The sequence below is a fragment of the Streptomyces sp. NBC_01508 genome (genome assembly GCF_045040315.1).
Classification (GTDB): domain Bacteria; phylum Actinomycetota; class Actinomycetes; order Streptomycetales; family Streptomycetaceae; genus Streptomyces.
In genome coordinates this window covers 5,015,180-5,037,037 of sequence record NZ_CP109419.1, presented here as the reverse complement: position 1 = coordinate 5,037,037, position 21,858 = coordinate 5,015,180, and the positions used below count along the sequence as shown (strand labels likewise).

Sequence of the window (21,858 nt, the reverse complement as noted above, 5' to 3'; positions counted from 1 at the left end):
TCCCCGCTCTCCGCCGCCCCGCTCAGCCGGCCGTCGTCAGCTTCCCGGCCGTCGTCAGCTTCTCCGCGGCCCGGATGCCGGAGAGCATCGCCGCCTCCGAGATGGGCGCGGTGAAGTAGTCGCCCGCGAAGACCACCGGCGCGTGCTGGAGTCCGATGACCCGCGCGGACATCCGGTAGCGGCCGGGCGCGGGCAGCGGCATCGCGTGCGGGCGTACGGCGATCTCGAACGGCTCCGCGTCGGTGGGGAAGTCCGGCCACAACTTGGTGACCAGCCGGGTCGTCTCGGCGTACTGCTCCTCAGGCGACAGCGCGAGCAGCCGGCGCGTCTCGGCGCGGCCCGGGTAGACGAACGCGAGGTGCTTGTCGATCGAACGCCCCTGCGCGTCCTTGACCTTGCGCGGGAAGGTGATGATGGTCTTCACCGGCGGATCGTCCGCGCCGGCGGCCACGATGTGCGCCTCGGACGGCATGCTGCTGAAGTCGACCAGGTACGAGACCGACAGCGCGGGCTCGTACACCTGGGTCTCCAGGAACTCGCGGGTGTCGCGGCCCACGATGTCGTTCGGCAGCGCGGCCGTCAGCTTGGCGGCGACCGGTGCCGTCGTGGCGACCACGACGTCGTCGAAGACCTCGGCGTGGCTCTCGCCGTCCGCCGACCGGGCGGTGATGTGCACCCGGCCGTCGGTCACCTGGAGGTCGGTGACCTCGTGTTCGAGCCGGATGTCGGCGCCTTCGGCGTTGCGCTCGGCGATGACCTCCATGCCGTTGCGGAACACGAAGAACTTCGCGCCGGCCACCTGCGCCTGCATCGCCCGTACGTGCGCGGCGGAGACGTCCTCGCAGCGCCAGAGCCAGAACGACTCGATCTCCGGGCGCAGCAGGTTGTCGAAGCCGCGCTGCGACAGGCTCTTGCGGGCGTACTCGGCCGCGGTCGTGCCGTCGTCGAACGGCGCGAGCTTGACCGGGTCGAAGATGTCGAGCTGCTTGCGCAGACGCGTCTCCTTCAGCGTGCCCGTGAGGAAGCCGATCCGGTCCCGCAGACCGACGTGCTTGTACGTGAGCAGGCTGCGCAGCGAGTCGGAGAGCAGTTCGGCGGGCTCGCCCTTGTCCACGACGATGACGTTGTTGGACATCTCCACGAGCTGGTCCTCAAGCCCGTACTCGCGAATTCGCTCGAACATCAGCTTGTAAAAGCTGGTGAACCAGAGGTTGATGCCGACGGAGGGCTCGATCTCCGAGCGGTGCCACGAACGGGCCCGGCCGCCGAGTCCGGCGGCGGCCTCGAAGATGACCACCTCGCGGCCCGCCTTGATCAGCTCCTTGGCGGCGGCGCAGCCGGCCATCCCTCCGCCGATGACAGCGGTCCTCTCACGCTGGCTCATTCGCTTTCCCCTCCAGGGAATGTCTCGGATTGCCCTCGACTGTTGTCGCCTGTTCTCGCCGCAATTTAGAAGGGGGAAGCGGCCGTTAGATATAGCAGTCATCCAGGAAATGACCCGCATACACCTGTCATTGTGCGTATTCACGCACTGGTGGACGGTAGTCGGGGAGCATGCTGCCCGACCGGCACCCAACCACCGCGCCGTGGGGCGCCCGTGCCCGGCGTGGACGTCCAACTGTGTTGGTTGGGTAGCGGGTTGTCATTGCCAGTGGGCTCGTGCGCTCCCTACCTTGATCGTGTGAACGGGATCGACACGCCGCCCCCAGAAACGGCGTTCCCCCTCGAAAGGTTGCTGAATGTTCGCCTCACTGGCCAGATTCACCACACACCGCAGCAGGCTGGTCCTCTATCTCTCCGGTGTGCTCCTGGTGCTCGCGGGAGCGCTGGGCGGTGGCGTGATATCGACTCTCTCCGCCGGTGGATTCACCGACAGTTCCACCGAATCGGCGCGGACGGCCGAGGTGCTGGACGGACGGTTCGGTTCGGGCGCGCCCAATCTGACCCTGCTGGTCTCGGACAAGCGCGGTGTCGACGATCCGGCGGTCGGCGCGGCCGGTGAGCGGCTCACCGAGCGCATCGGCGCCGAGTCCGGGGTCGAGCAGGCCCTGTCCTACTGGACGTTGGGCAAGGCCCCGGCCCTGCGCGGCGAGGGCGGGAACAGCGCCCTGATCCTCGTACGGATCACCGGCGACGAGGACGAGGTGCAGAAGACGCTGGAGCGGATCCAGCCGGAGTACGACACCACGGTCGAGGGCCTGAAGACGCGGGTGGGCGGTGTCGCGGTCGCCAACAAGGAGATCACGGACACCACGCAGGACGACCTCCTGCTGATCGAGATGGTCACCTTCCCGGTCCTGCTGGTCGTGATGCTGTTCGTCTTCCGGGGTGTGGTGGCGGCGCTGGTGCCGCTGCTGGTCGCCGGACTGACCATCGTCTCCGTGCTGCTGACGCTCCGTATCCTCACGCTGTTCACCGATGTGTCGGTGCTGGCCACCAACGTCGCGACGGGACTCGGGCTCGGTCTGGCGATCGACTACAGCCTCATCCTCCTCAAACGCTACCGGGAGGAGTTGCACGGCGGCGCCGACACGGACACGGCGATCACGACCGCGCTGCGCACCGCCGGCCGCACCGTGCTGTTCTCGGCGGTGACGGTGGCGCTCGCGCTCGCGGGCCTGCTGGTCTTCCCGTTCTACTTCCTGCGGTCCTTCGCGTACGCGGGCATCCCGACCGCCCTGCTGGCGGCGCTCGTCTCCATCATCTTCCTGCCCGCGCTGCTGAAGGCGCTGGGCCCGCGCATCGACAAGGGCCGCATCATGGGCCGGGGCAAGGAGGAGAAGCCGCCGAAGCCGGAGGCGGAGCGTTTCTGGTACCGCCTGGCGACGAACGTGATGCGCTTCCCGGTGCCGGTCGCGGTCGCGGTGATCGGACTGTTGCTCTTCCTCGGCTCCCCGTTCCTGAACCTGCACATGAGCCTCGCCGACGACCGCGTCCTGCCGGCCGACACCCAGTCGCGGCAGATCAGCGACATCGTGCGGGCGGACTTCAGCGCGCAGGAGTCGCAGGCGCTGAACGTGGTGCTGAACAACACCCCGCCCACCGGGGAGCGTTCGGTCGAGGCGTACGTGGCGAAGCTGTCCACGCTCGGCAATGTGGCGCGGGTCGACAGCGAGGCCGGTTCCTTCGCGGCCGGTGAGCTTCTCGCGCCGCCCGGACCGGGCTCCGACCGGTTCAGCGCCGACACCAGCACGTATCTCTCGGTGATCCCCAAGAGCGAGTCGCTGAGCGAGGAGGGCGAGGAGCTGGTCAAGGACATCCGGGCGACCGAGGCACCGTACGACGTGCAAGTCGGCGGCCCGGCGGCGGAGTTGGTGGACTCGCTGGACTCCATGTACGACCAGCTGCCGACGGCTCTCGCGATCATCGGCGTCACGACGTTCGTCCTGCTGTTCCTGTTCACCGGGTCCCTGCTGCTGCCGTTGAAGGCGCTGGTCCTCAACTGCCTCAGTCTGAGCGCCACGTTCGGTGTGCTGGTGTGGGGCTTCCAGGACGGTCATCTGGCCGGGTTCGTGGGCGACTTCACGGTCACCGACACGATCACCTGGACCGTGCCGGTCCTGCTGTTCTGCATCGCGTTCGGGATGTCGATGGACTACGAAGTCTTTCTGCTCTCCCGGATCAAGGAGGAGTGGGACCGCTCGGGCGACAACCAACTGGCCGTGGCGCGGGGGCTGGAGCGCACCGGCGCGATGGTGACCGCCGCCGCCGGGCTGATCGCCATCGTGTGGCTGGGCTTCGTCCTGTCGGGGATCTCGTACCTCAAGGCCATCGGCCTGGGGCTGGCCGTCGCGGTCCTGATGGACGCGACGCTGGTACGCGGCGCGCTGGTGCCCGCGTTCATGCGGCTGGCCGGGCGCGCCAACTGGTGGGCACCGGCGCCGCTGGCCCGCTTCCACCGCCGCTTCGGACTGCGCGAGGCGCCGGACGCGCCCGCGGCGAGCACGGACGAGACGGCGACGCGGGAGAGCGTGCACTGAGGGAGATTCGCCGGGTCGCGCGGCTCATGGGCCGCGCGACCCGGAACAGGTTCAACCGGCAGAGCTCAGCACGGACGTGAAACACGGTACGGGCGACTGCCCGGCCCGTAACGGCGTCCCCGACATCAGCCGCAGCTCCGCGACCGCCATGTCCGGCCCCTGGGTGCGCGTCCGGGCGACGAGCCTGATCAGCTCGGGGACGCGGTACTCCGTCGCCGCACCCGGCGCCGATGCGGCGATCTCCACCACGTGGTGATCCAGGAGCCGCCCCACCAGGAGTTCGGCGGCCCAGGTGTCCACCGCCAGGGTCCGCGCCGCGCGGGGGATGTCGAACGGCACCTCCCCGGCGCGGGCCAGACAGGCCAGCGCCTGGCCGTCCGGCTCGGTGAGCCGGGCGCACGCGCCCGCCATCCGCCCCCGCACATCGAGGGAGCCGCTGCCCAGCCCGGCCAGCCGGTGGTGCTCGGGGGCGAGCCGGGCGGCCAGCTCGGTGATGGACCACATCGTGCGCGCGGCCAGCTTCTCCCCCACCGCCCGCACGCCGAGCGCGCGGTTTCCGGTCAGGCGTACGAGCTGCCGGGCGGCGGCGACGTCCGCGCCGATCCGGTCGGCCCCGGCGAGCGAGGCGAGCAGTTCGACGGCGTCGTCCGTCTCCATCGGCCCCAGCTCGACGTTGGCCGCACCGGGCAGGCCCGGCAGCCGTACCCGCGAGGTGACCAGGACGGCGCCGCGCGAACCGCCGGGGAGCAGCGGCACGACCTGTTCGGGGCAGTGGGCGTCGTCCAGGACCAGCAGCAGGCTCCTGTCGGCGCTCCAGCTGCGGAATATCCGAGCCAACTCATCGACTGAGTCGGGCAGTTCGTACATCGGCATGCCGATGTCCCGCAGCAGGGAGCGCAGCGCGGCGGCGGGGTCGGTCGGCCGGTCGTTCTCGTCGTGGAGCCGTACGTGGAACTGCCCGTCCGCGAAGTGTTCACGCAGCAGATGCGCGGCGCGGACGGTGACGGCGCTCTTGCCCGAGCCCGCCCCGCCGAGGACGGTGACGACCTGAGGCGCCGTCAGCGAGGAGCCGCTGCCGGATTTGGCGTGGGTGACGATACGGGCCAGCTCCGCCCGCCGCCCCACGAAGTCTGGTGTGTCAGAGGGGAGTTGGGCGATCACCTCGCCCCGGGTCCAACCCGTCGCGGCGGCGGGCGCGGCGGCGGCGGCCCGTACGGCGGCCGGCCGGTCCTGCGCAAGGTCCAGCGACGGCGCCTCGTTGAGTACGTCTTGCTGGAGCCGCTGGAGCCGGTGCGAGGGCTCGATCCCCAGCTCCTCGACCAGATCGCGCCGCACCTGCCCGAAGGTCTCCAGCGCGGTGCCGCGCTGGCCCGACCGGTAGGCGGCGAGCATGAGCTGGGCGGCGAACTTCTCGTTCAGCGGGTGGTCGGCGGTCAGTTGCCGCAGCTCACCCACCAGCCGGTGGTGCCGGCCGAGCCGCAGATCGGCCTCGACCCGCAGTTCCAGGGCGCCCAGCCGGGCATCCGCCAACTGCGCGACACGGGCGGCCAGTGCCGGGCCGGTCTCGATGTCGGCGAACGCGTCACCGCGCCACAGGGCGAGCCCGGCGCGCAGCGTGCGGGCGGCGCTCTCGGGGTCACCGTCGCCCAGATCGGCGCGCGCCCGCGCGAGATGCCGCTCGAACTGCCACAGGTCCAACTCGTCGGGCGCCAGCCGGATCCGGTACCCGTTGGAGCAGGTCTCCACCCGCGCACCGGGGCCGTCCGCGCCCGCCGAGTGCGGGGTCCTGCGGAGCTGGTACACGTACGTCTGGATGGTCTTGCGGGCCAGCCGGGGCGGTTCGCCGTCCCAGAGTTCGTCGATGAGGGTGGAGGTCCGCACCTGCTCGTTGGCGTGAAGCAGCAGCGCGGCGAGCAGCCGCCGGGCCATCGGGGCGGACGGGGTGCGGTCCGCCCCCCGCCCGCTGATCTCCATCGGCCCGAGGATCCGCACGCGCAGTGCGTGGGAGGCGTCGGGGGCGTCGGGGTGAGGTGCGTCGGGGTGGGGAACTGCGGGGCGGGAGCCGTCCGGGTGGGAGCCGTCCAGGTGGGGGCCGTCCGGGTGGGGAACTTCGGGGCTGGGGCCGTCCGGGTGGGGAACTTCGGGGCTGGGGCCGTCCGGGTGGGGGCCGGAACGGTGAGTGCTTTCGGTCGCCGAGTGCGTCAAGACCTGTCGTGTCCTTTCGGATCGTCTCTCCGGGACCGTGAAGCGCTCAGCCGGAAGCGACCGCCCGCCCGATGGCGGCGGCCGCCGCCACGCGCGTACCGCTTCCCCGTGCCCCGTTGATCTCTGCCTCCGCCGAAACCTCCGCGGGACACCACCGAGCGGGAGCCCCGCGCCGGGTTCGCGCGAAGCTCGGGTGTGGCGCCGTAAAGGTCAAGTGCCTTCTGGTGTAAGGTTTTTGATGATCTCTGCTGTCAAACGGAGTGTCAACAGCCGTACTGCGTGGTCCCGTTTCCACCGGCCCGCCCCGTTTCCGCAGTGGCCCCCCTCCGGACAGTCGCCGGACAGCCGCCGGACACGTCCTAAAGGACGAAGCTGTACAGGGCGACCAGCACACAGACGACGAGCATGCCCGCCGCGTTGAGAAACAGATTGCGGCCGAAGTCCCGCGCCCGGACGTGTATGAAGACCGCCACGAGGAAGTACAGAACGAGCGCCCACACGGTGACCCCGCCCAGCACGGGCACCCAGACCCCGGCGACCAGCCCAACGGCGGCGGCGAACTTGACGGGGGGCGTGACCCACCACCACTGCCGCGGATAGCCCACCCCCTCGAAGCACTCCCGCACGAACCGGACCGGCCCGACACAGAGAATCCCGTCGCCGAACTGGATCAGCGCCAGTACGAGCACGGGCCACACGGGCTCCGGCAGGGCCCTCATCCTCGTGCCTCCCGCTCGCGCGTTTCAGCCGTACAGCACGTCACGCGACGGCTCCCAGACCGAGCAGTCGTGCGCGAAGAGCACGCGCCGCGGATCGAAGTCGGCGAGCCTGTCCAGCCACGGCCGGTACGCGGGAAGCGGCTGCTCCACGCCCTCCAGCGCGGCACGGCGGGCCAGTTGCTCCGATCCGTAGTGGGACGCGAAGTCGTGTGCCTGGCCGGCCAGGACCACCGTGCCGTCGCTCTGCCGGACCACCAGCGACTGGTGCCCGTCGGTGTGGCCGGGGGTCGGAATGATCCACACTCCCGGCCGGATCTCGGCCTCGCCCGTGATCTCCTCGTAGGTCGCGCCGGGGAAGTCGACGAGCGCGTCGATCGTGTAGCCGCCCCGGCGGGCCGTGGCCAGCTCCGCCTTCTGCACCAGGATCGGAGTACCGCCCAACAGGGGGTTGCCTCCGCAGTGGTCGAAGTGCAGGTGGCAGTTGACCACGAGGGAGATGTCGGCGAGTGCGGCCCCTACGGACCCGAGGGCACTCTCCAGACCTCTGCGCCGGGGCCGGTAGTGGGCCTCGGTCCCGGGATCGGCGGCCCCGATGCCGGTGTCGAAGAGGATCAGCCCGGCGTCGTGCCGCACCAGATACGCGAGGACGGGCTCCACTCTCGGTTCGGGGCCGCCGGCCTCCGACGCGGGACGGACGAAGTAACCCAGATCCAGCCGCTGTACCACCGTGCCGATGCCCATCCGGTCATCCTGCCAGCTGGATTTCCGCATAGATTCGATGTCCCGCACCATCCGGCATCAGGTCACCCACAAGGAGCAATGGTGAGCCAACTGTCCATCACCGCGCTGGAACACGTGGACGACGGCGTGGTCGACGACATCAACCGCCTTGTCTCGCAGCTCGGCAAGGACGCGGCGCCCCGCTCGGCCGCGTATCTGGAACGGCTGATCGGCAGCGACTCGAACACGGTGTTCGCGGCCCGGCTCGACGGGCGGCCCGTCGTCGGCATGCTGACGCTCGTCGTCACGGTGCTGCCCACGGGGATCGTCGCGCGGCTGGAGGACGTGGTGGTGGACGACGCCTTCCGGGGGCGGGGCATCGCCCCCGCCCTGGTGCGGGAGGCGCTGGACGAGGCGGCCCGGCGCGGGGCGCACCAGGTGGACCTCACCTCCCGGCCCAGCCGGGTCAGCGCCCATCGGCTCTACGAGAAGGTGGGGTTCGCGCGCCGCGAGACGCAGGTCTTCCGGTACTCCATCGACCCGCACGAGCCGCACCCCAACGACCCGCACGAGCCGCACCCCAACGAAGCGCGGAGCTGACCGCGCGGAGCTGACCGCGCCCCACCGAAGGGCGCCGCCGGAATCCGTGCAGGGGGCGGCCCCGTGGGCCGCCCGCCCGCCCGCCACGGCCGCCTCAGGAGATCTCGAACGTCAGCAGGTCGACCGCTGCCCGGCTGCGGGACACCGCCGCCTCGGCGGTGTCCCCCCGGGCGAGGACCCCGGCGCCCCGGGAGTCGGAGTCGTAGACGTCCGAGATCTCCGTTCCGGGCTCGAAGATCAGCTTCACCAGGGCCACCCCCGGCAGCCCGGCGGCCTCGGCCGCACCGTGGATACGCCGGAGCGTGCCGGGTCCCTTGGGCACCGCGAACGCGGAGGCGGCATGGCCCCGCGGCTTGCCCGGAACCTCCATCCGCACGCTGTCTCCCGCCAGTTGCCGGATCCACAGCTCGTCGAGGTCGACGCCGGTCAGCATGTCGATGAGGTTCACCACCGCGCCTCCGGGGAGCCGGGCGTGCGTCTCCACCACGCGCGGCCCGTCGGGGCCGAGCATGATCTCCGTGTGCGAGGGGCCGTTCTCGACCTCGATGGCGTCGAGCACCTGGAGGGCGAAGTCCGTCATCGCCCGCTCGGCGTCCGGTCCGACGGGGGCCGGAACGCAGTGGCCGATCTCCACGAAGGTCTGCGGGTCCTTGAACTTCTTGGTGACACAGATGACCTGGTGCTCGCCGCCCTCCGAGAAGGCCTCGACGCTGTACTCCTCTCCTTCGAGGAACTGCTCCACGAGCATCTCGCTGTGCGGGGTCTGCGTCTCGAAGCGCTCCAGCGCGCCCGCGACGGCCCCGGCGTCACGCAGCAGGGAGAAGCCCATCTTGCCCTGTCCGTCACGGGGCTTGAGCACGATCGGGTATCCGTACTCGGCCGCGAACGTCTCGATCCCCCGCGCGTCGGACACGACACGTGACTCGGTGCCGTCCAGTCCCCTCGCCCGCAGCACCCGCCGCATCTCGTACTTGTCGCGGGACAGCTCGATGGTCCGGCGGGAGGCGTACGGCAGCCCCAGCTCCTGTGCGACGGCCGCCGCGAGGTACTGGGTCGTCTCGCTCAGCCCGCCGACCGCCAGCACGGGATCCACCGCGTGGACGGCGCGCGCCATGGCGACCCACTCCTCGACCGGGGCGGCCCCGTCGGGGAGGCCGATGACCCGGTCGTAGATACCGGTGTCCAAGGTGGCGATCTTGGGTTTCGCGGCGATGACCGTCATCCGGAATCCCAGCTTCGCCACCTTGGCGTGGATTTCCCGGGACCTGCCGATCACCAGCATGTGTCGCGGCATGGGTGTTCCTCTCACTGTGGGTGTCCGAGTCCGGCGGAGAAGTACTCGATGTCGGACTGAATGGCCTTGACCAGTCCGAGGGCGTCGGCCCCCTGGTGCGCGGGGCGGCCGACGAGTCTGTTGTTGCGGCTGAGCGTTCCGGGTCTCAGGGGCAGTCGCCCGGGGTCCGCGAAACGGATCGCGCCCGAGGGGTCCCGGCAGGGCATCACCACGTTGTGCGCGTGGACGCTGGCGCTGAACGGCACGTCGAGCCTGCCGGTGCGGAACGCCTCGTCGATGCCCCGCAGCAGGTCGGCCTCGCGCAGCACGGGATCGACCAGCTCCTCGACCTCGCGGCAGATCCAGCGGGCCTCCTCGGCGACCGCCTCGTCGGCCACCCCGAACCCCTCGCCCAGATAGCCGGAGACCGCGACCCTCGTGGTGTGCAGGCCGCGGACGTTGGCGGCGAGATCGGGGATGCCGTACGCCTCCTGGTTGGTCTTGACGACGACCTTCGCCGCCCCGCCCCACACGGCGACCAGACCACCGAGGAGGATGAGCGCGTCGGCCTGGGCGGGGTCGCGGGGGAAGGCCCCCATGAACTGGTGGAGCGCGGGGTACACGGCCGCCCGGCCGCCGATGTACCGCTCGGCCAGGATCGTGATCGCGCGCAGGGCGGCGACGTCCTGGACGGCGTTCCCGCCCTGCGGATAGGGCACCGTGACGAAGACGACGCCCGCGTCGACCGCCGCCAGCGCCTCCAGGAGCGAGATGGCGATACTGACGCTCGGCGGCATGAGGACCGCCGTGAGGGTCCCGAACAGCTCCCGTTCCACCACCACTCCGCGCTCGGCCAGCGCCCCGCAGGCGCGGTCCACCTGCTGCCACGCCGTCAGGGAATGGGCGAGCGGGACGTCCTTGGCGTACGGCAGGTTGTAGGAGACCCCGCCGCCCTCGAAGGACGTGATCCCCGAGGCGACGGCCGTGACGAACAGCTCCCGGGGGTCGGGCGAGCCGTGCCGGATCTCCAGCGGCGCGCGTACCGCCTCGTTCAGCTCGCGGCCCCGCCGCCAGCCGTGGCTGACGAGGGGATACCCGTTGAGCCGGGTGGGGTCGCCCGCCAGGATGCGGCTCGCCTCGTCGAACCGCAGCAGGCGGGTGTGCGAGTCGATGGTGAGCGTCAGCACCTCCGGGGCCGCCCGCTCCTCCAGGCCGCGCAGCAGTCGCAGCATCCCCTCGTGGGACCCCACGCCGCAGCGCGGCTGGAGCACGGGGCGCCCGGTCCGGTACGCCTCCTCGATCAGCTCCGGCGCGCCCGGCTTGCCCAGCGCCCTGATGTACGCGACGCACGCGTCCGGGTCGGGGACGTCCGGCAGATGCGGGGTCTCGATGCCCAGGAACATCAGAGCGCCGTGGTGACGGAGCCGGCTCCCCTGGCCGCGGCGAGTTCCAGCAGGACTTCGTGCAGCTCCGTGACGTCCGCGACGATACGGTCCACGCCCAGCCCCAGCAGCCTGGTGTGGTCGGACTCCTCCTTGTGCCGGCCCACGGAGAGGTTCCCGCCGACCAGCACCGGGCGGCCCAGCCGCCCCGCCTTCCGCAGCGCGGGAAGGTCCCGCAGGTCGTCGAAGGCGTGCCCGTTGGTACTGCCGATCGCGACGGCCAGTGTGTCGGGGTGGTCGTCCACAGCACGGGCGAAGTCCGCCAGGGGGGTGCACACCCCCAGGTTGACGACGGTGAATCCGGCGAGTCTGAGTGACGCGGCGATGAGCTGGTTGGCCACGGCGTGTGCGTCGCTCGCGGCGACACCCAGGATCACCGTCCCCCATGTGCCGGGGGAAGGAGCGGAAGTGGGCAGTACCGGCATGGTGGCACCTCGTATTCGTCATCGGTCGTCAGTCGTCGGACGGCGGCCGTCAGTCGTCGAAGGCCAGGAACGCGGCTCGGCGCCCGGCGTGCGCCTGCTCGATCAGCGTCGCGTCGTAGACGTCCGGGTCGGCGGTGCCCAGGGAGTCGAAGACACGGTTGACGGCCGGCACCAGACCCCACGCCGCTTCGTACGGCGGCCATCCCGGATGCCCGCCTTCGATGTCGCGCTGCCGGGCGAAGAGGTAGTCCGCCCACTCCCTGCTCATGGGGTGGCGGTGGTGGTAGTCGTGGCACACGGTGTCGCCGGTGAGTACGAGATAGCGGCTGGGGAAGTGGACGAACAGCAGACTGGCCCACCAGCCGAGCCACGCCGACCACTTCCGTACGCCCGACAGCCGCCGGTCCGGCGGCGCCGCGCACAGGAAGATCGCGTTGGTCAGGCCGGCGAAGTGCTCCTTGCCCCTGGTCCGCGCCGCGCCCGGCTGCGGAAAGGTGTGCTTGACGCACAGCCGCAGCGTGTTGCTGATCTGGAACAGCACCGTCAGGGGCAGCGCCCAGCACACCAGGAAGCCGAGCCAGCCGCCCCACCAGGTCAGTGCGGCGGCCAGGGCCGCGTAACACAGCCCGCTCACGGCCCGGTCCCAGCGGTCGGACGTGGACCAGTAGCCACGCACCCGCGCGGCCAGGAATCGCGCGTGGTAGGCGGGCGACAGCAGCTTGCGCAGGACGGCACGCCACATCTGACGCCTCGTCATGCCCGGCCGGATCTCCAGGGTGAGCAGGAACGCCTGCACCGTGGGGTCGCGCAGGGTCATGTGGTGGACCGCGTGATGGTCCGTCACATGTTCCCGGCTGTACTGCTCGAAGCCCTGCACCAGCAGCAGCCCGGCCAGCGCCCGCCCGAGCGTCCGGTCCAGGCGCCTGCGCCGCCACATGTTCCGGTGGGCGCACTGGTGGAAGACCATCATGCGCAGGTTCCGCATGCCGTGCAGCGTGACCGCCCACCCGGCCAGGAGGACCGGCACGGACCACCAGGCCGGGGCGGTGTACGCCACCGCGCTCAGGGCCACTCCGGCCAGCAGGGACACCGTCGCCGCGAGGAGATGGAACGTCGCCGTGGCACGGGGGCCGCGCTGGCCCCGGTACGCCTTGCCGGTGAGATACGTGAGGGGGAGCTGGAGCGGACCGGGCAGACGACGCAGCGCCTCCCTGGGGTCGGCGCGCTCGATGTCGGACGGCTCGGCTCCGCGGGCACCGCTCGGCATGGGATCAACTCCTTCCGTGACCGGTCTCGGTCCGCGCCGGCCAGGCCGCGGCGACGTGAACGGCGGCGGCCCGCGCCTCGGGGGTGAGACCGCGCAGCAGGCACGCGATCGGGACCGACGTACAGCCGCGGTGGCGCTTGGCCTCCTCGGCGGCCAGCCCGTACGAGATGCGGGAGACCCCCGCCCGCCCCGCCAGCTCCAGCGGCGCGTAGTACGCCGCCTCGAAGTAGGCGTGCCTGCTGCGGGGGTTGTCGTAGTCGTTGCCGGTGTAGACCGCGTGCCAGGTGTCGTGGTCGCGGACGAAGAGCCCGAACGAGACGGCGTCCGACCCGTCGGCGGCCGTACCGCCGACGGTGATGACGTCGACGCTCGCGGGCAGCAGTTCGGTCAGCCGCCCGAGCCGGGCGCGCTCGGCGGCCGGATCGGCCGTCAGGCCGTACTTCCTCCGGTGGTGGCAGCGCAGTTCGGCGAGCCGGTCCAGGAGCCCGTCCGTGATCCGGTCGGCGCGCCGGCCGCGCAGCCCTCGCGCGTGCAGCGCCCGGCGCTCGGCCCTGAGCGTTCTTCGCCGTCTGGAGGGGAAACCGTCGAGGTAGGCGGGGAACCCGCCGCCGGGCACTGCGAGTTGTGAGTCGGTGCTGATGACGGGGGCCACGGCGCCCAGCCCGGCGGCGGCGTGCGCGAGCGGGCTGTCGGCCTCCGTGTAGGGCAGGGCCACACCGCGCAGCCCCTGGCCGCGGGCCCAGTCGATGACGGCGCTCAGCAGGTCTCGCAGCGCGCCGGGGTCGGCCGCCGCGTCGCCGACCGGGAACGTCGCGTATCCGGGGCAGGTGAGCAGCAGGTACGGGTACCAGGCGGCGCGCAGCGCGAGGGTCTGTGTGGGGGTCTGCCCGGGGCTCTGTACGGGGCTCTGCGCGAGGCGTCGCCGTACGGCTTCGTCCGCGAACGGCGAGTCCGGGTCGGCGACCACGCGCAGGGCGTCGACGAGTGGATAGTCCGCGGGCTTCTCGACGACGTGGCCCGCCAGCCCGGCCAGCAGGCGTTCGGGTCCCTCTGCCTGGTGGCCCTCGCCGCCGCCGGGCCGTGTCGTCCACAGCCAGACGGGGTCGCCATCGAACCGGCCGCCCATCGCCCGCTGCCAGCGCTCCGACGCCAGCAGCGGCATCCCGGGCCGGGCCAGCCAGGCCGCCGGATAGACCGGACTCACCCGGAGCGTCATCGCCGGCTCCCCTCGACGGCCTTCCGCAACCGCCGTACCCCTTCCAGCAGTTGGGCCTCGGGCAGGGCGAAGGAGAGCCGGACGTGACCGGGCGCGCCGAAGCCCGCCCCGTCCACGACGGCGACCCGGTGGTGCTCGCGCAGCCATCCCGCCAGATCGCGCCGCGCCTCGTCGGGCGCGTCGCTCCGCAGCCAGCCCCGGAGGTCGGGGAAGAGGAAGATCCCGTCGGTCGGCCGGGCGCACTCCAACCCCGGCGTGCCCGCCAGCTCCGCCGTCGCCCGGTCGAGGTTGGCGGTCAGCGCCCGCACCACGCGAGCGGGTGTCCCGCCGTCCAGCGCCACCAGGGCGGCGTCCTGGGCGGGCCCGGCGGCGCCGCCGATCAGGTGGGACGCCGCCGCGACGACGGGGGCGCGCAGACCCGGCGGCAGGACCGCCCAGCCCAGGCGCAGTCCGGCCAGCGCGTGGCTCTTGGTCAGGCCGTCCACCAAGGCGGTGTGGCCGGGGAGCCGGGGGTGGAGGGAGGTGATGCTCGGCGCGGGCTCCGCGCCGAGCGAGACCCCCCGGTACACCTGGTCGAAGAGCACGCCGATGCCGTGTTCCGCCGCCCAGTCGACGGCCCGGCGCAGCGAGCCGGCCGGGACGACCGCCCCGTCCGGGTTGCGGGGCGAGTTGATGACGAGTGCGCCGGTGCGTTCGGTGCGCAGCGCTTCGAGGGCGGCCACGTCGAGCGTGCCGTCGCCGACGGGACCCGGCACCCGGACCGTACGGCCGCCCGCCATCGCGATCAGCTCCGGGTAGCTCGTCCAGTGCGGCACGGGGAGCAGCACCTCGGGCCGTTCGCGTGTCATCGCGCGCAGCACGAGGAAGATCGCCTGTCGCGCGCCGGGGGTGACGACGATCGCGTCCGGGGGGACGGCCTCGCCGCCGGGCTCGGTGGCGTACGCGGCGATCCGCTCCCGCAGCGCGGTGTCGCCCGCCGGGGCGCGGTAGGGCTGGTCGGCGCGGCGCGGCGCGGCGGGCGACTCGGGGTGCTCGGGGTGGAGGGGGACGCGGACGTCTCCCGTGGACAGGACGACCACATCGGCCGCGGTCTCGACCGCCGCCGTGGGCGAGAGCGCGGTCACCGGCCGACACCCGCCTCGACCCGGCCGACGAGCCCTTCCGTACGGCCGTCCAGGACGGCCCGCACCAGCTCGGCGACGCGGCGGCGGCTGCTGGCCTCGGCCTCCTGGGAGAGGAAGGCCCGGTGACTGGTGACGACCACACCGGGGTGGCCGAGCACGGGCGCCCACACCTCGTCGTGGTGCGGGTTCTCCGGGGAGAAGACGTCGAGGCCCGCGCCGGCGATCCACCCCTCGTCCAGCGCCTTGTGCAGGGCTCCCGGGTCGACGAGCCGGCCGCGGGCGGCGTTGACGAGGTGGGCGCCGCGCCGCATCGTCCGCAACTCGTCCTCCCCGATGAGGTGTTCGGTCTCAGGGGTCAGCGGGCAGTGCAGGGTGACCAGGTCGGACTCGGCGAGGAGTTCCTGAAGGGTGTCGACCGCCCGCGCCCCGTACCCCTCGGCGAGATCGCGCCCCACGTAGGGGTCGTACACCTTGACGGTGTCGTAGAAGGTGCCGAGCCGGCGGGCGACGGCGCGGCCGATGCGGCCGAGGCCGACGATGCCCAGGGTGCGCCGGTTCAGGCGGTGCGGTACGCCGCCCGCGTAGATGTCGAAGGTGCCGCCGGTGAGGGTCCGGTGCTGGGGTATCACCTGGCGTTCCAGTGCGAGGGCGAGGGCGCTGGTGTGGGTCGCGACCTCGTCGACGCAGTAGTCGGGGATGTTGAAGCCGGGCAGTCCGCGCTCGGCGAGCAGGGCGGGGGCGAGGTTGTCGACGCCGACGCCCTGGCGTACGACGGCACGCAGCGCCGGGCCGGCCGCGTCGAGCAGATCGGGGGTGACCCGGGCGCGGTACACCACGAGGACGTCACTGCCCGCGGCGCGTTCGTGGAGGCTCGGGCCGGTGACGTCGTACCGCCCGTCCCCGTACGCCCCGAACCGCAGGTCGACGTCCGCGCCGAGCACCTGTCGCTCGGTCACGGCGCGGGCCGGGTCGAACACTCCCCCTTCGGCGAGGTAGGGAGGGTCGGTGTAAAGCACCTGGTGGGTAGCCATGCGGTCGCAACACCTTTCTGGTCAGGAGAGCAGACGGAGCACATCGGCGTCGGTGACGGCGCGGGGGGTGTTCGCCGCGCGGCTGGAGGCCAGGGCCTCGGTGACCGGGGCGCGCCAGTCACCGGCGTTCAGTGCCAGCGAGGCGAGCGTGGTCGGGTAGCCGCCGTCGTGGAGGAGTCGGGTCACAAGCGCCTCGACGGGCCGGGCCGTCGTCTCGTGGGACAGCTTCTGGATGTCGTCGATGATCCCGAGCAGGGCGTCGGGCCCGCCCGGGTGCCGGCAGTCGTCGGCCGTCACCCGCGTGTGGTGGCCGATGAGCCAGCTCAGGTGGAGGGCGACCGCGGCCCCGTGGGGCAGGCCCAGACGGGCCGTCAGACCGTAGGACAGGGCGTGGGCGGCTGTGGTCCGGGTGATGTCGATGGCCGCTCCCGCGAGGGCCGCCCCGTACGCGAGCGCCGCGCGCCGCTCCGGGACGGCGAGGATCCGACCGCCGAAGGAGTCCCCCGCCGCCCGGCCGACCACCGGCAGGAGACGGGCGAGGGCGTCGTGCGCGAGCCGCCGGGACTCCTCGGTGGCCCGCACCGCCCAGGCGGACTCGACGGCCTGGCACAGCGCGTCGAGCGCGGCGGCCACCGCCGTGCGAGGTGGCACTGAGGCGGCGAGCCCGGGGTCGACCAGGACCAGGTCCGACCGCAGCTGTGGATGGTCGAGTGAATGCTTGCGGCCCTGGGCGTAGATGGCGGCGAAGCGGGTCATCTCGCTGCCCGACCCGCTGGTGGTGGGCAGCAGGACGAGTGCGCAGCGCCGTGGGGCGGCGACGTACTCGGGGCGGGCCAGGCAGTCGGCCGGGGCGGCGTCCTGCGCGGCGAGGACGGCGACGCTCTTGGCGGCGTCGAGGGCGCTGCCGCCACCGATGCCGACCACCACGTCCGGCCGGAACTCCCGGGCCGCCCGTACCCCCGCCGTGATGTCCTCGATGCGGGGGTTGACGCCGAAGGCGTCGAAATGGCGTACGGTACGGCGCCCGGCCCAGCCGGCCACCACGCGTGCGGCGCCGCACAGCGCGAAGGACCCGCGGCCGTGCACGACGAGCACCCGGGCGGCGTCCAGCGCCCCGAGTACGCCGTCCGTCCGCGCGACGCAGCCGTCCCCCAGATAGGCGGCGGGGTGGCCCGGCAGCGTGGACAGGTCGCGGGCCAGCTCCTCGGTCAGGGTGTGCGGGATCAGTGGACTCACCTCATTTCGCGCCCAGTTGGGACATGAACCGGCGGGCGACCTCCTCGGTCCCCAGCACGCTGGAGGCCCGTTCGCCGACGGCGCCGCCGGTGGAGCCCGAGACGACGAGCAGGCTGGGGCCGCCCCCGGTGTCGAGCGCCTCGCGCAGCGCGGGTCTCAGGGCCGTGCGCGTGGAGACGTGGCGGACGTGGGCGTAGCCGCAGCCGCGGGCGACGGCGGCGAAGTCGGCGGGGGTGGCCGCCTGTCCGCCGGTGGAGGCGTAGGAGCCGTTGTCGAAGACGACATGGACGAGGTGGCGCGGGGCCTGGTGTCCGATCGTGGCCAGGGTGCCCAGGTGCATCAGGATCGCGCCGTCGCCGTCCAGGATGACGAAGCGTTCGCCGGGACGGGCCAGCGCGGCGCCCAGCGCGATCCCCGACGCGTGGCCCATGGACCCCTGCATGTAGAAGTTGCGCGGCCGGTCCCCCAGGTTGAACAGGGTGCGGGAGAGGTAGCCCGTCGTGGACAGCAGGTACTCGTCCCGCGTCTCCGCGAGGACGGCGTTCACCAGGTCGTCCCGGTCGGGCAGCGGGGCGGGGCGGCCGGCCGCCGGGGCGTGACCCTCCCCCGCCGGGTCCGCGAGGGCCGCCGGATCCGCGCCCTCGATCGCCCCCTTCGTCACGAGGACGAAGGCGGCGCCCCCGCTGTCGAGGGTGGGCCGGGCCTTGTCCAGCAGTTCCTGGAGCGGTTCGCCGCCGGGTGACAGGAACCAGTACGGGATGTCCAGCGAATCGAGCCACTGCGGCACGACCCGCCCCATCGCCCGGTGCTGGGGCTCCCCGTTACCCGCGCGGGGCCAGCCGCGCATGCTCAACATCACCAGCACCGGAACGCGGTAGGGCATCACCAGTGAGGTCAGCGGGTTGATGAGATTGCCGAATCCGGAGTTCTGCGCCAGGACGACGGCGGGCCGCCCCGCCAGCCGCGCCCCGGTGGCGACGGCCAGCGCGCTGCCCTCGTTCACGGCCGGCACGTAGGCCGGGCCGACGCCCCGTTCGAGGAGCTGGATCGGGCCCGCGAAGTAGGAACAGGGCACGCCCGCCACGAGTGCGACGCCCCGCTCGCCGAGCGCGTCGACGAACTCCCTGGCACCTGTCATCGGCTCTCCCGGTACTGGGCGGGCATGCCCTGGAGCGCGAAGACCTCATGCATGGGGGCGATGCGCTCCTGTACGGCCGCGGCGCGCCCGGCCTTCAGCAACGCGCTGAGCGTTTCCTGAACGCCTCGCACGGCGGCGCGCAGGCCGTGGTTCGCGTAGATCACCACGCGGAAGCCGGCCTCGTGGAGGGTGGACTCGGTCACGGCGTTGTAGGTGGTCGGCACCGCCACGAGGGGGACGTCGGAGTCCCAGCGAGCGGCGAACTCCAGTACCTCGTCGGGGCGTTTGCTCTTGCTGTGCACCAGCAGCGCGTCCGCGCCCGCCTCAACGTAGGCGTGCCCCCGGTCCAGCGCCTCGGACAGGTCCAGGCCGGCGATGAACGATTCGGTGCGGGCGATGAGGAGGAAGTCGGGATCCCGCTGGGCCTCCTTGGCCGCCTTGATCTTCAGGGCGAACTCCTCCGTGGGCAGCAGGTCCTGGGAGGCGTCGGCGAAGCTGTTGATCTTGGGGAAGAGCTTGTCCTCGATACAGACCGCGGCGATGCCCGCCCGTTCGTAACGCTGCACCGTGTAGGCGGCGTTCAGCGGCCCGCCGAAGCCGGTGTCGCAGTCGGCGATCACCGGGATGTCCACACACAGGTCCATCACCTCGGAGGCCGCGAGGTACTGCGACATGGTGATCAGGCTGGCGTCGGGCAGTCCATGGCTCGCGGATATCTCGAAGCTCGACGACCAGACGGCGTCGAACCCGGCCTGCTGCACCAGTTTGGCGGTCAGCCCGTCGTGCGCGCCGACGGCGCGGACCGGCCGCGGACCGGTGAGCTGTGCGCGCAGCGCCGCCGCCTTGGACAGCCGGGCGCCCGGGAGCTGTTGGTTCTCCGAGTTCACTGTTTCCCCTTCTCTTTCACGTACCAGAGCCTGTCTTCGGCGATGTAGCGGTTGATCCCGCCCTCGGCCATCGCGCCCAGCGCGAACCGGACTTCGGGTCCGACCGCGCCGCCGATGCGCAGCAGCAGCACCCGGGGGTCCTCCCCGTCGGCCGCCGTGAACGCCAGGGGCACCTGCGGCTGTACGTACACGGAGTCGCCGGGGCCCAGTTCCTCCCGGTACTCGGTGCCGTCGCGCCGCCAGACCAGTTCGGCCGGGGCGTCGCCCAGTACGTACGCGTACTGGTGCTGGTGGGTGGTGAGCGGCGCGGCCCGGTCGCCCCGGCCGGCCAGCACGTCCAGCTCCAGAGCGCTGGTGTGCGGGTGCAGCGGGTCGGTGGCCAGTTCGCGCACGCGGTACGAGGGTGCGGCCGGGTCCGGGTGGAGCCAGCGGCGGCTGTCGGCGGCGCGCCGGAGAACGACGCCGCCGTCGGTCGTGCTGCGCACCGGCAGCAGATCGCGCGGCGAGACGCCCAACGCCGTTGCCAGTAAGTCGAGTTCCTCGGCGGTGGGCCGGCCGGCGCCGTCCAGGAGCGCCGAGATCCGGGCCTCCTTGAGCCCGCTGCGGTCCGCGGCCTCGGCCACGGTCAGCGCCCGCGAGGCGAGGGCGGAGGCCAGCAGCCGGGCGCCGGCGGTGTCGGGGTCGTGGGCGGGCAGCGCCAGCTGCCGGGCGGTCCGCGCGCCGAGGACGGCCAGCTCCCGCTGGGCGTCGCCGACCAGATCGCCTCCGTAGGTCAGGGCCAGGATGTACGCGGGGCGGTCGGTCTCGCGGGCGGTGAAGGTGTGCGGGGCGAACGGCAGGCCCCAGACGGAGTCCCCGGTGTCCATGGGGACGCAGCGCCGTTCGCCGCCCCACTCGTAGTAGTAGTTGACGGGACCGACGAAGTAGGTGAACTGGTAGAGCAGATGCCCCTGGTTCCAGCGGACCAGCGGATTGTCCGGGTCGTCGTCGGTGACGGCCTGGAGCATGCGGATCCACTCGGGACGGTAGGACGCGCCGCGCGACATGGCGGTGTCCCGGTACTCGTAGTAGTCGACGCCGCCCCGCGCGAGGATGCGCGCGCTCGCCACCGAGTCCTTCAGCCGGTGGATACGCACCCCGTCCGGACAGTCGTCGCGCACCGGCAGCAGGTCGCGCTCGTTCAGCGGCCACACCTGGGCCGCGCGGCGGATCAACTCCCAGTCCACCGGCGGACGTTCGCCTACGTAGCGGGCGAAGGTGCCCGGTTCGAGACCCAAGTCGCGGTCGGCGCTCTCCTCGTCGCGCTTGAGGTCGTTGGCGGCGGCCCGCAGCAGGCTCGCGGCCCGGTGCGCGAAGCCGGGGTCCTGGTGCGCGTCGGCACGGCGGGCGTCGGATTCTTCCTGTTCCATTGCCTCTCCGATGTTCGTGCGGGGGCGTTCGGTCAGGCGGGGGCGGTCGATCAGGCGGGGTGCGTGGGTGCGCACCGGACCAGCAGGTCGGCGGCGGAGGCGAGCCGGGGCATCCGGGCGGGGTCGGTGGCCAGGGCGTGGCCGTGGACGGGCCGGGGGCGGCAGCCGCGGTGCGACTTGCCCGCGCCGTGCCCGATGCCGTAGTCGATCGTGTCGATCCGGTCCCGGCGGTTGTGCTGGACGACGGCGTAGTAGGTGGCGATGAAGTGGGCGAAGGGCTGGTGGTGGGCGGCCTTGGCGGTCCCGCTGTAGACGACGTGCAGCTGCCGGCCGTCGGTGACGCACACCGATGCCGCGAGCACCCGGTCGCCCTCGCAGGCCGCGTAGGCGGTGAGGGCGTCGCCGAAGGTGTCGATCAGACCGCGCAGCCGCTTCTCCTCCGCCGCCCGGTCCGCGCGCTGCCCGTAGTGCTCCAGCAGATCGCACCGGGCGTCCAGGATCGCCCCGGACTCCCGCAGCGGATCGATCCGGCGCGGTGTCACGCCCGCGGCGGCGGCGACGCGCAACTCCCGCCGGATCTTCCGGCGGCGGGCTCCGGGCAGCGTGGCCAGATATCCCTCCCAGTCGTCCCACCGCACGTCGAGACTCCAGCGGGTGGTGAGCGGGAAGCGGGCACCACCCAGCTCGGCCACCGCCCGCCCGGTGCCCGTGGCGAGGTCGTCGGTATAGAGCACGTACAGGCCGGCGATGCCCTTGCCGCGGCACCACTCAAGGACGTCCCCGAGGCAGGCGCGTACCGCCTCGGGGTGGTCGGCGGCCGACCCGGCGGGGTTGCCGTAGTAGCCGGGGACGACCAGCACGAAGGCGGGCAGCAGCTCGCCGGGGTCCGGCGCGAGCCGGGCCAGGGCCTGGGCGCGCTCGTCGGGTTCCGCCAGCTCGAAGACGGGCGGGTCGCGCCAGAGGATCGCGTACGGGTTGTACGCCTCGTACGCCTCCGGTCTGTCCACCACGGTTCCCAGGAAGCCGAGTTGGTCCCCCCGGGTCACGGTGTGGACGGTGCCGGGGAGCCGGGTGTGCATCATCCCCAGCCAGGCCCCGGACTGGAGCGGCGACGAGGTGCGCAGCGGCGCCCATGCCGTGGGGTCGAAGCCTTCGACGATCCGTGTCATGCCGGCGCTCCGCGTCA

The 21,858-nt window shown here is 72.4% G+C and carries 18 protein-coding genes; 2 read left to right on the top strand and 16 right to left on the bottom strand.

All coding sequences use genetic code 11. The features are described from left to right. Positions 1 to 22: 22 nt before the first annotated feature. The gene (locus tag OG700_RS23485) at positions 23 to 1,384 is read right to left on the bottom strand and encodes an FAD-dependent oxidoreductase (RefSeq protein ID WP_405616656.1); all 1,362 of its coding nucleotides are present in this window, start codon (positions 1,382 to 1,384) and stop codon (positions 23 to 25) included. Between the two features lie 355 nt (positions 1,385 to 1,739). Here OG700_RS23485 and OG700_RS23480 point away from each other — a divergent pair, with 355 nt between their 5' ends. Continuing rightward, positions 1,740 to 3,980 carry an MMPL family transporter gene (locus tag OG700_RS23480; protein WP_405616654.1) on the top strand — a complete coding sequence of 747 codons (2,241 nt, stop codon included), beginning with the start codon at positions 1,740 to 1,742 and terminating at the stop codon, positions 3,978 to 3,980. Positions 3,981 to 4,031: 51 nt separating this feature from the next. Here the strand turns inward: OG700_RS23480 and OG700_RS23475 are convergent, their stop codons facing one another. The 3 genes from OG700_RS23475 to OG700_RS23465 form a co-directional block, all read right to left on the bottom strand. Then, a complete protein-coding gene (locus OG700_RS23475; RefSeq protein WP_405616652.1) occupies positions 4,032 to 6,185 on the bottom strand; it encodes a BTAD domain-containing putative transcriptional regulator in 2,154 nt (717 codons plus the stop codon). A gap of 359 nt (positions 6,186 to 6,544) precedes the next feature. Further along, the gene (locus OG700_RS23470; protein ID WP_405616650.1) at positions 6,545 to 6,904 is read right to left on the bottom strand and encodes a DoxX family protein; all 360 of its coding nucleotides are present in this window, start codon (positions 6,902 to 6,904) and stop codon (positions 6,545 to 6,547) included. A gap of 24 nt (positions 6,905 to 6,928) precedes the next feature. Continuing rightward, positions 6,929 to 7,645 (bottom strand): N-acyl homoserine lactonase family protein, encoded by a 717-nt coding sequence (locus OG700_RS23465; protein WP_405616648.1) that lies wholly within the window; start codon positions 7,643 to 7,645, stop codon positions 6,929 to 6,931. Positions 7,646 to 7,726: 81 nt separating this feature from the next. Here OG700_RS23465 and OG700_RS23460 point away from each other — a divergent pair, with 81 nt between their 5' ends. Continuing rightward, positions 7,727 to 8,224, top strand: a complete 498-nt coding sequence (locus OG700_RS23460) for a GNAT family N-acetyltransferase (RefSeq protein WP_405616646.1) — start codon at positions 7,727 to 7,729, stop codon at positions 8,222 to 8,224. Positions 8,225 to 8,318: 94 nt separating this feature from the next. Here the strand turns inward: OG700_RS23460 and OG700_RS23455 are convergent, their stop codons facing one another. Genes OG700_RS23455 through OG700_RS23400 form a run of 12 tightly spaced genes read right to left on the bottom strand, consistent with a single transcriptional unit; the run spans position 8,319 to position 21,841 of the window. After that, positions 8,319 to 9,518 (bottom strand): ATP-grasp domain-containing protein, encoded by a 1,200-nt coding sequence (locus tag OG700_RS23455; RefSeq protein WP_405616644.1) that lies wholly within the window; start codon positions 9,516 to 9,518, stop codon positions 8,319 to 8,321. An 11-nt stretch (positions 9,519 to 9,529) separates the two neighbouring features. After that, positions 9,530 to 10,900 (bottom strand): methylaspartate mutase, encoded by a 1,371-nt coding sequence (locus tag OG700_RS23450; RefSeq protein ID WP_405616642.1) that lies wholly within the window; start codon positions 10,898 to 10,900, stop codon positions 9,530 to 9,532. Then, a complete protein-coding gene (locus OG700_RS23445; protein WP_405616640.1) occupies positions 10,900 to 11,364 on the bottom strand; it encodes a cobalamin-dependent protein in 465 nt (154 codons plus the stop codon). The genes OG700_RS23450 and OG700_RS23445 overlap by 1 nt, the downstream gene beginning before the upstream one ends. Before the next feature lie 49 nt (positions 11,365 to 11,413). Further along, entirely contained in the window at positions 11,414 to 12,631 is a 1,218-nt protein-coding gene (locus OG700_RS23440; protein WP_405616638.1) for a fatty acid desaturase, read from the bottom strand. 4 nt (positions 12,632 to 12,635) lie between these two features. After that, positions 12,636 to 13,847 (bottom strand): peptidogalycan biosysnthesis protein, encoded by a 1,212-nt coding sequence (locus OG700_RS23435; protein ID WP_405616636.1) that lies wholly within the window; start codon positions 13,845 to 13,847, stop codon positions 12,636 to 12,638. Beyond that, positions 13,844 to 14,971 (bottom strand): pyridoxal phosphate-dependent aminotransferase, encoded by a 1,128-nt coding sequence (locus OG700_RS23430; protein ID WP_405616634.1) that lies wholly within the window; start codon positions 14,969 to 14,971, stop codon positions 13,844 to 13,846. The genes OG700_RS23435 and OG700_RS23430 overlap by 4 nt, the downstream gene beginning before the upstream one ends. After that, entirely contained in the window at positions 14,968 to 16,002 is a 1,035-nt protein-coding gene (locus OG700_RS23425) for a C-terminal binding protein (RefSeq protein ID WP_405616632.1), read from the bottom strand. The genes OG700_RS23430 and OG700_RS23425 overlap by 4 nt, the downstream gene beginning before the upstream one ends. A gap of 21 nt (positions 16,003 to 16,023) precedes the next feature. Then, a complete protein-coding gene (locus tag OG700_RS23420) occupies positions 16,024 to 17,238 on the bottom strand; it encodes an iron-containing alcohol dehydrogenase (protein ID WP_405616631.1) in 1,215 nt (404 codons plus the stop codon). A gap of 1 nt (position 17,239) precedes the next feature. Continuing rightward, a complete protein-coding gene (gene aepY / locus OG700_RS23415; protein ID WP_405616629.1) occupies positions 17,240 to 18,376 on the bottom strand; it encodes a phosphonopyruvate decarboxylase in 1,137 nt (378 codons plus the stop codon). Then, the gene (locus tag OG700_RS23410; RefSeq protein ID WP_405616627.1) at positions 18,373 to 19,263 is read right to left on the bottom strand and encodes an isocitrate lyase/phosphoenolpyruvate mutase family protein; all 891 of its coding nucleotides are present in this window, start codon (positions 19,261 to 19,263) and stop codon (positions 18,373 to 18,375) included. The genes aepY and OG700_RS23410 overlap by 4 nt, the downstream gene beginning before the upstream one ends. Then, on the bottom strand, positions 19,260 to 20,672 hold the full coding sequence (locus tag OG700_RS23405; RefSeq protein WP_405616625.1) for a helix-turn-helix domain-containing protein: 1,413 nt from the start codon (positions 20,670 to 20,672) through the stop codon (positions 19,260 to 19,262). The genes OG700_RS23410 and OG700_RS23405 overlap by 4 nt, the downstream gene beginning before the upstream one ends. Before the next feature lie 50 nt (positions 20,673 to 20,722). After that, positions 20,723 to 21,841, bottom strand: a complete 1,119-nt coding sequence (locus tag OG700_RS23400) for a GNAT family N-acetyltransferase (protein WP_405616623.1) — start codon at positions 21,839 to 21,841, stop codon at positions 20,723 to 20,725. Between the last annotated feature and the right edge of the window lie 17 nt (positions 21,842 to 21,858).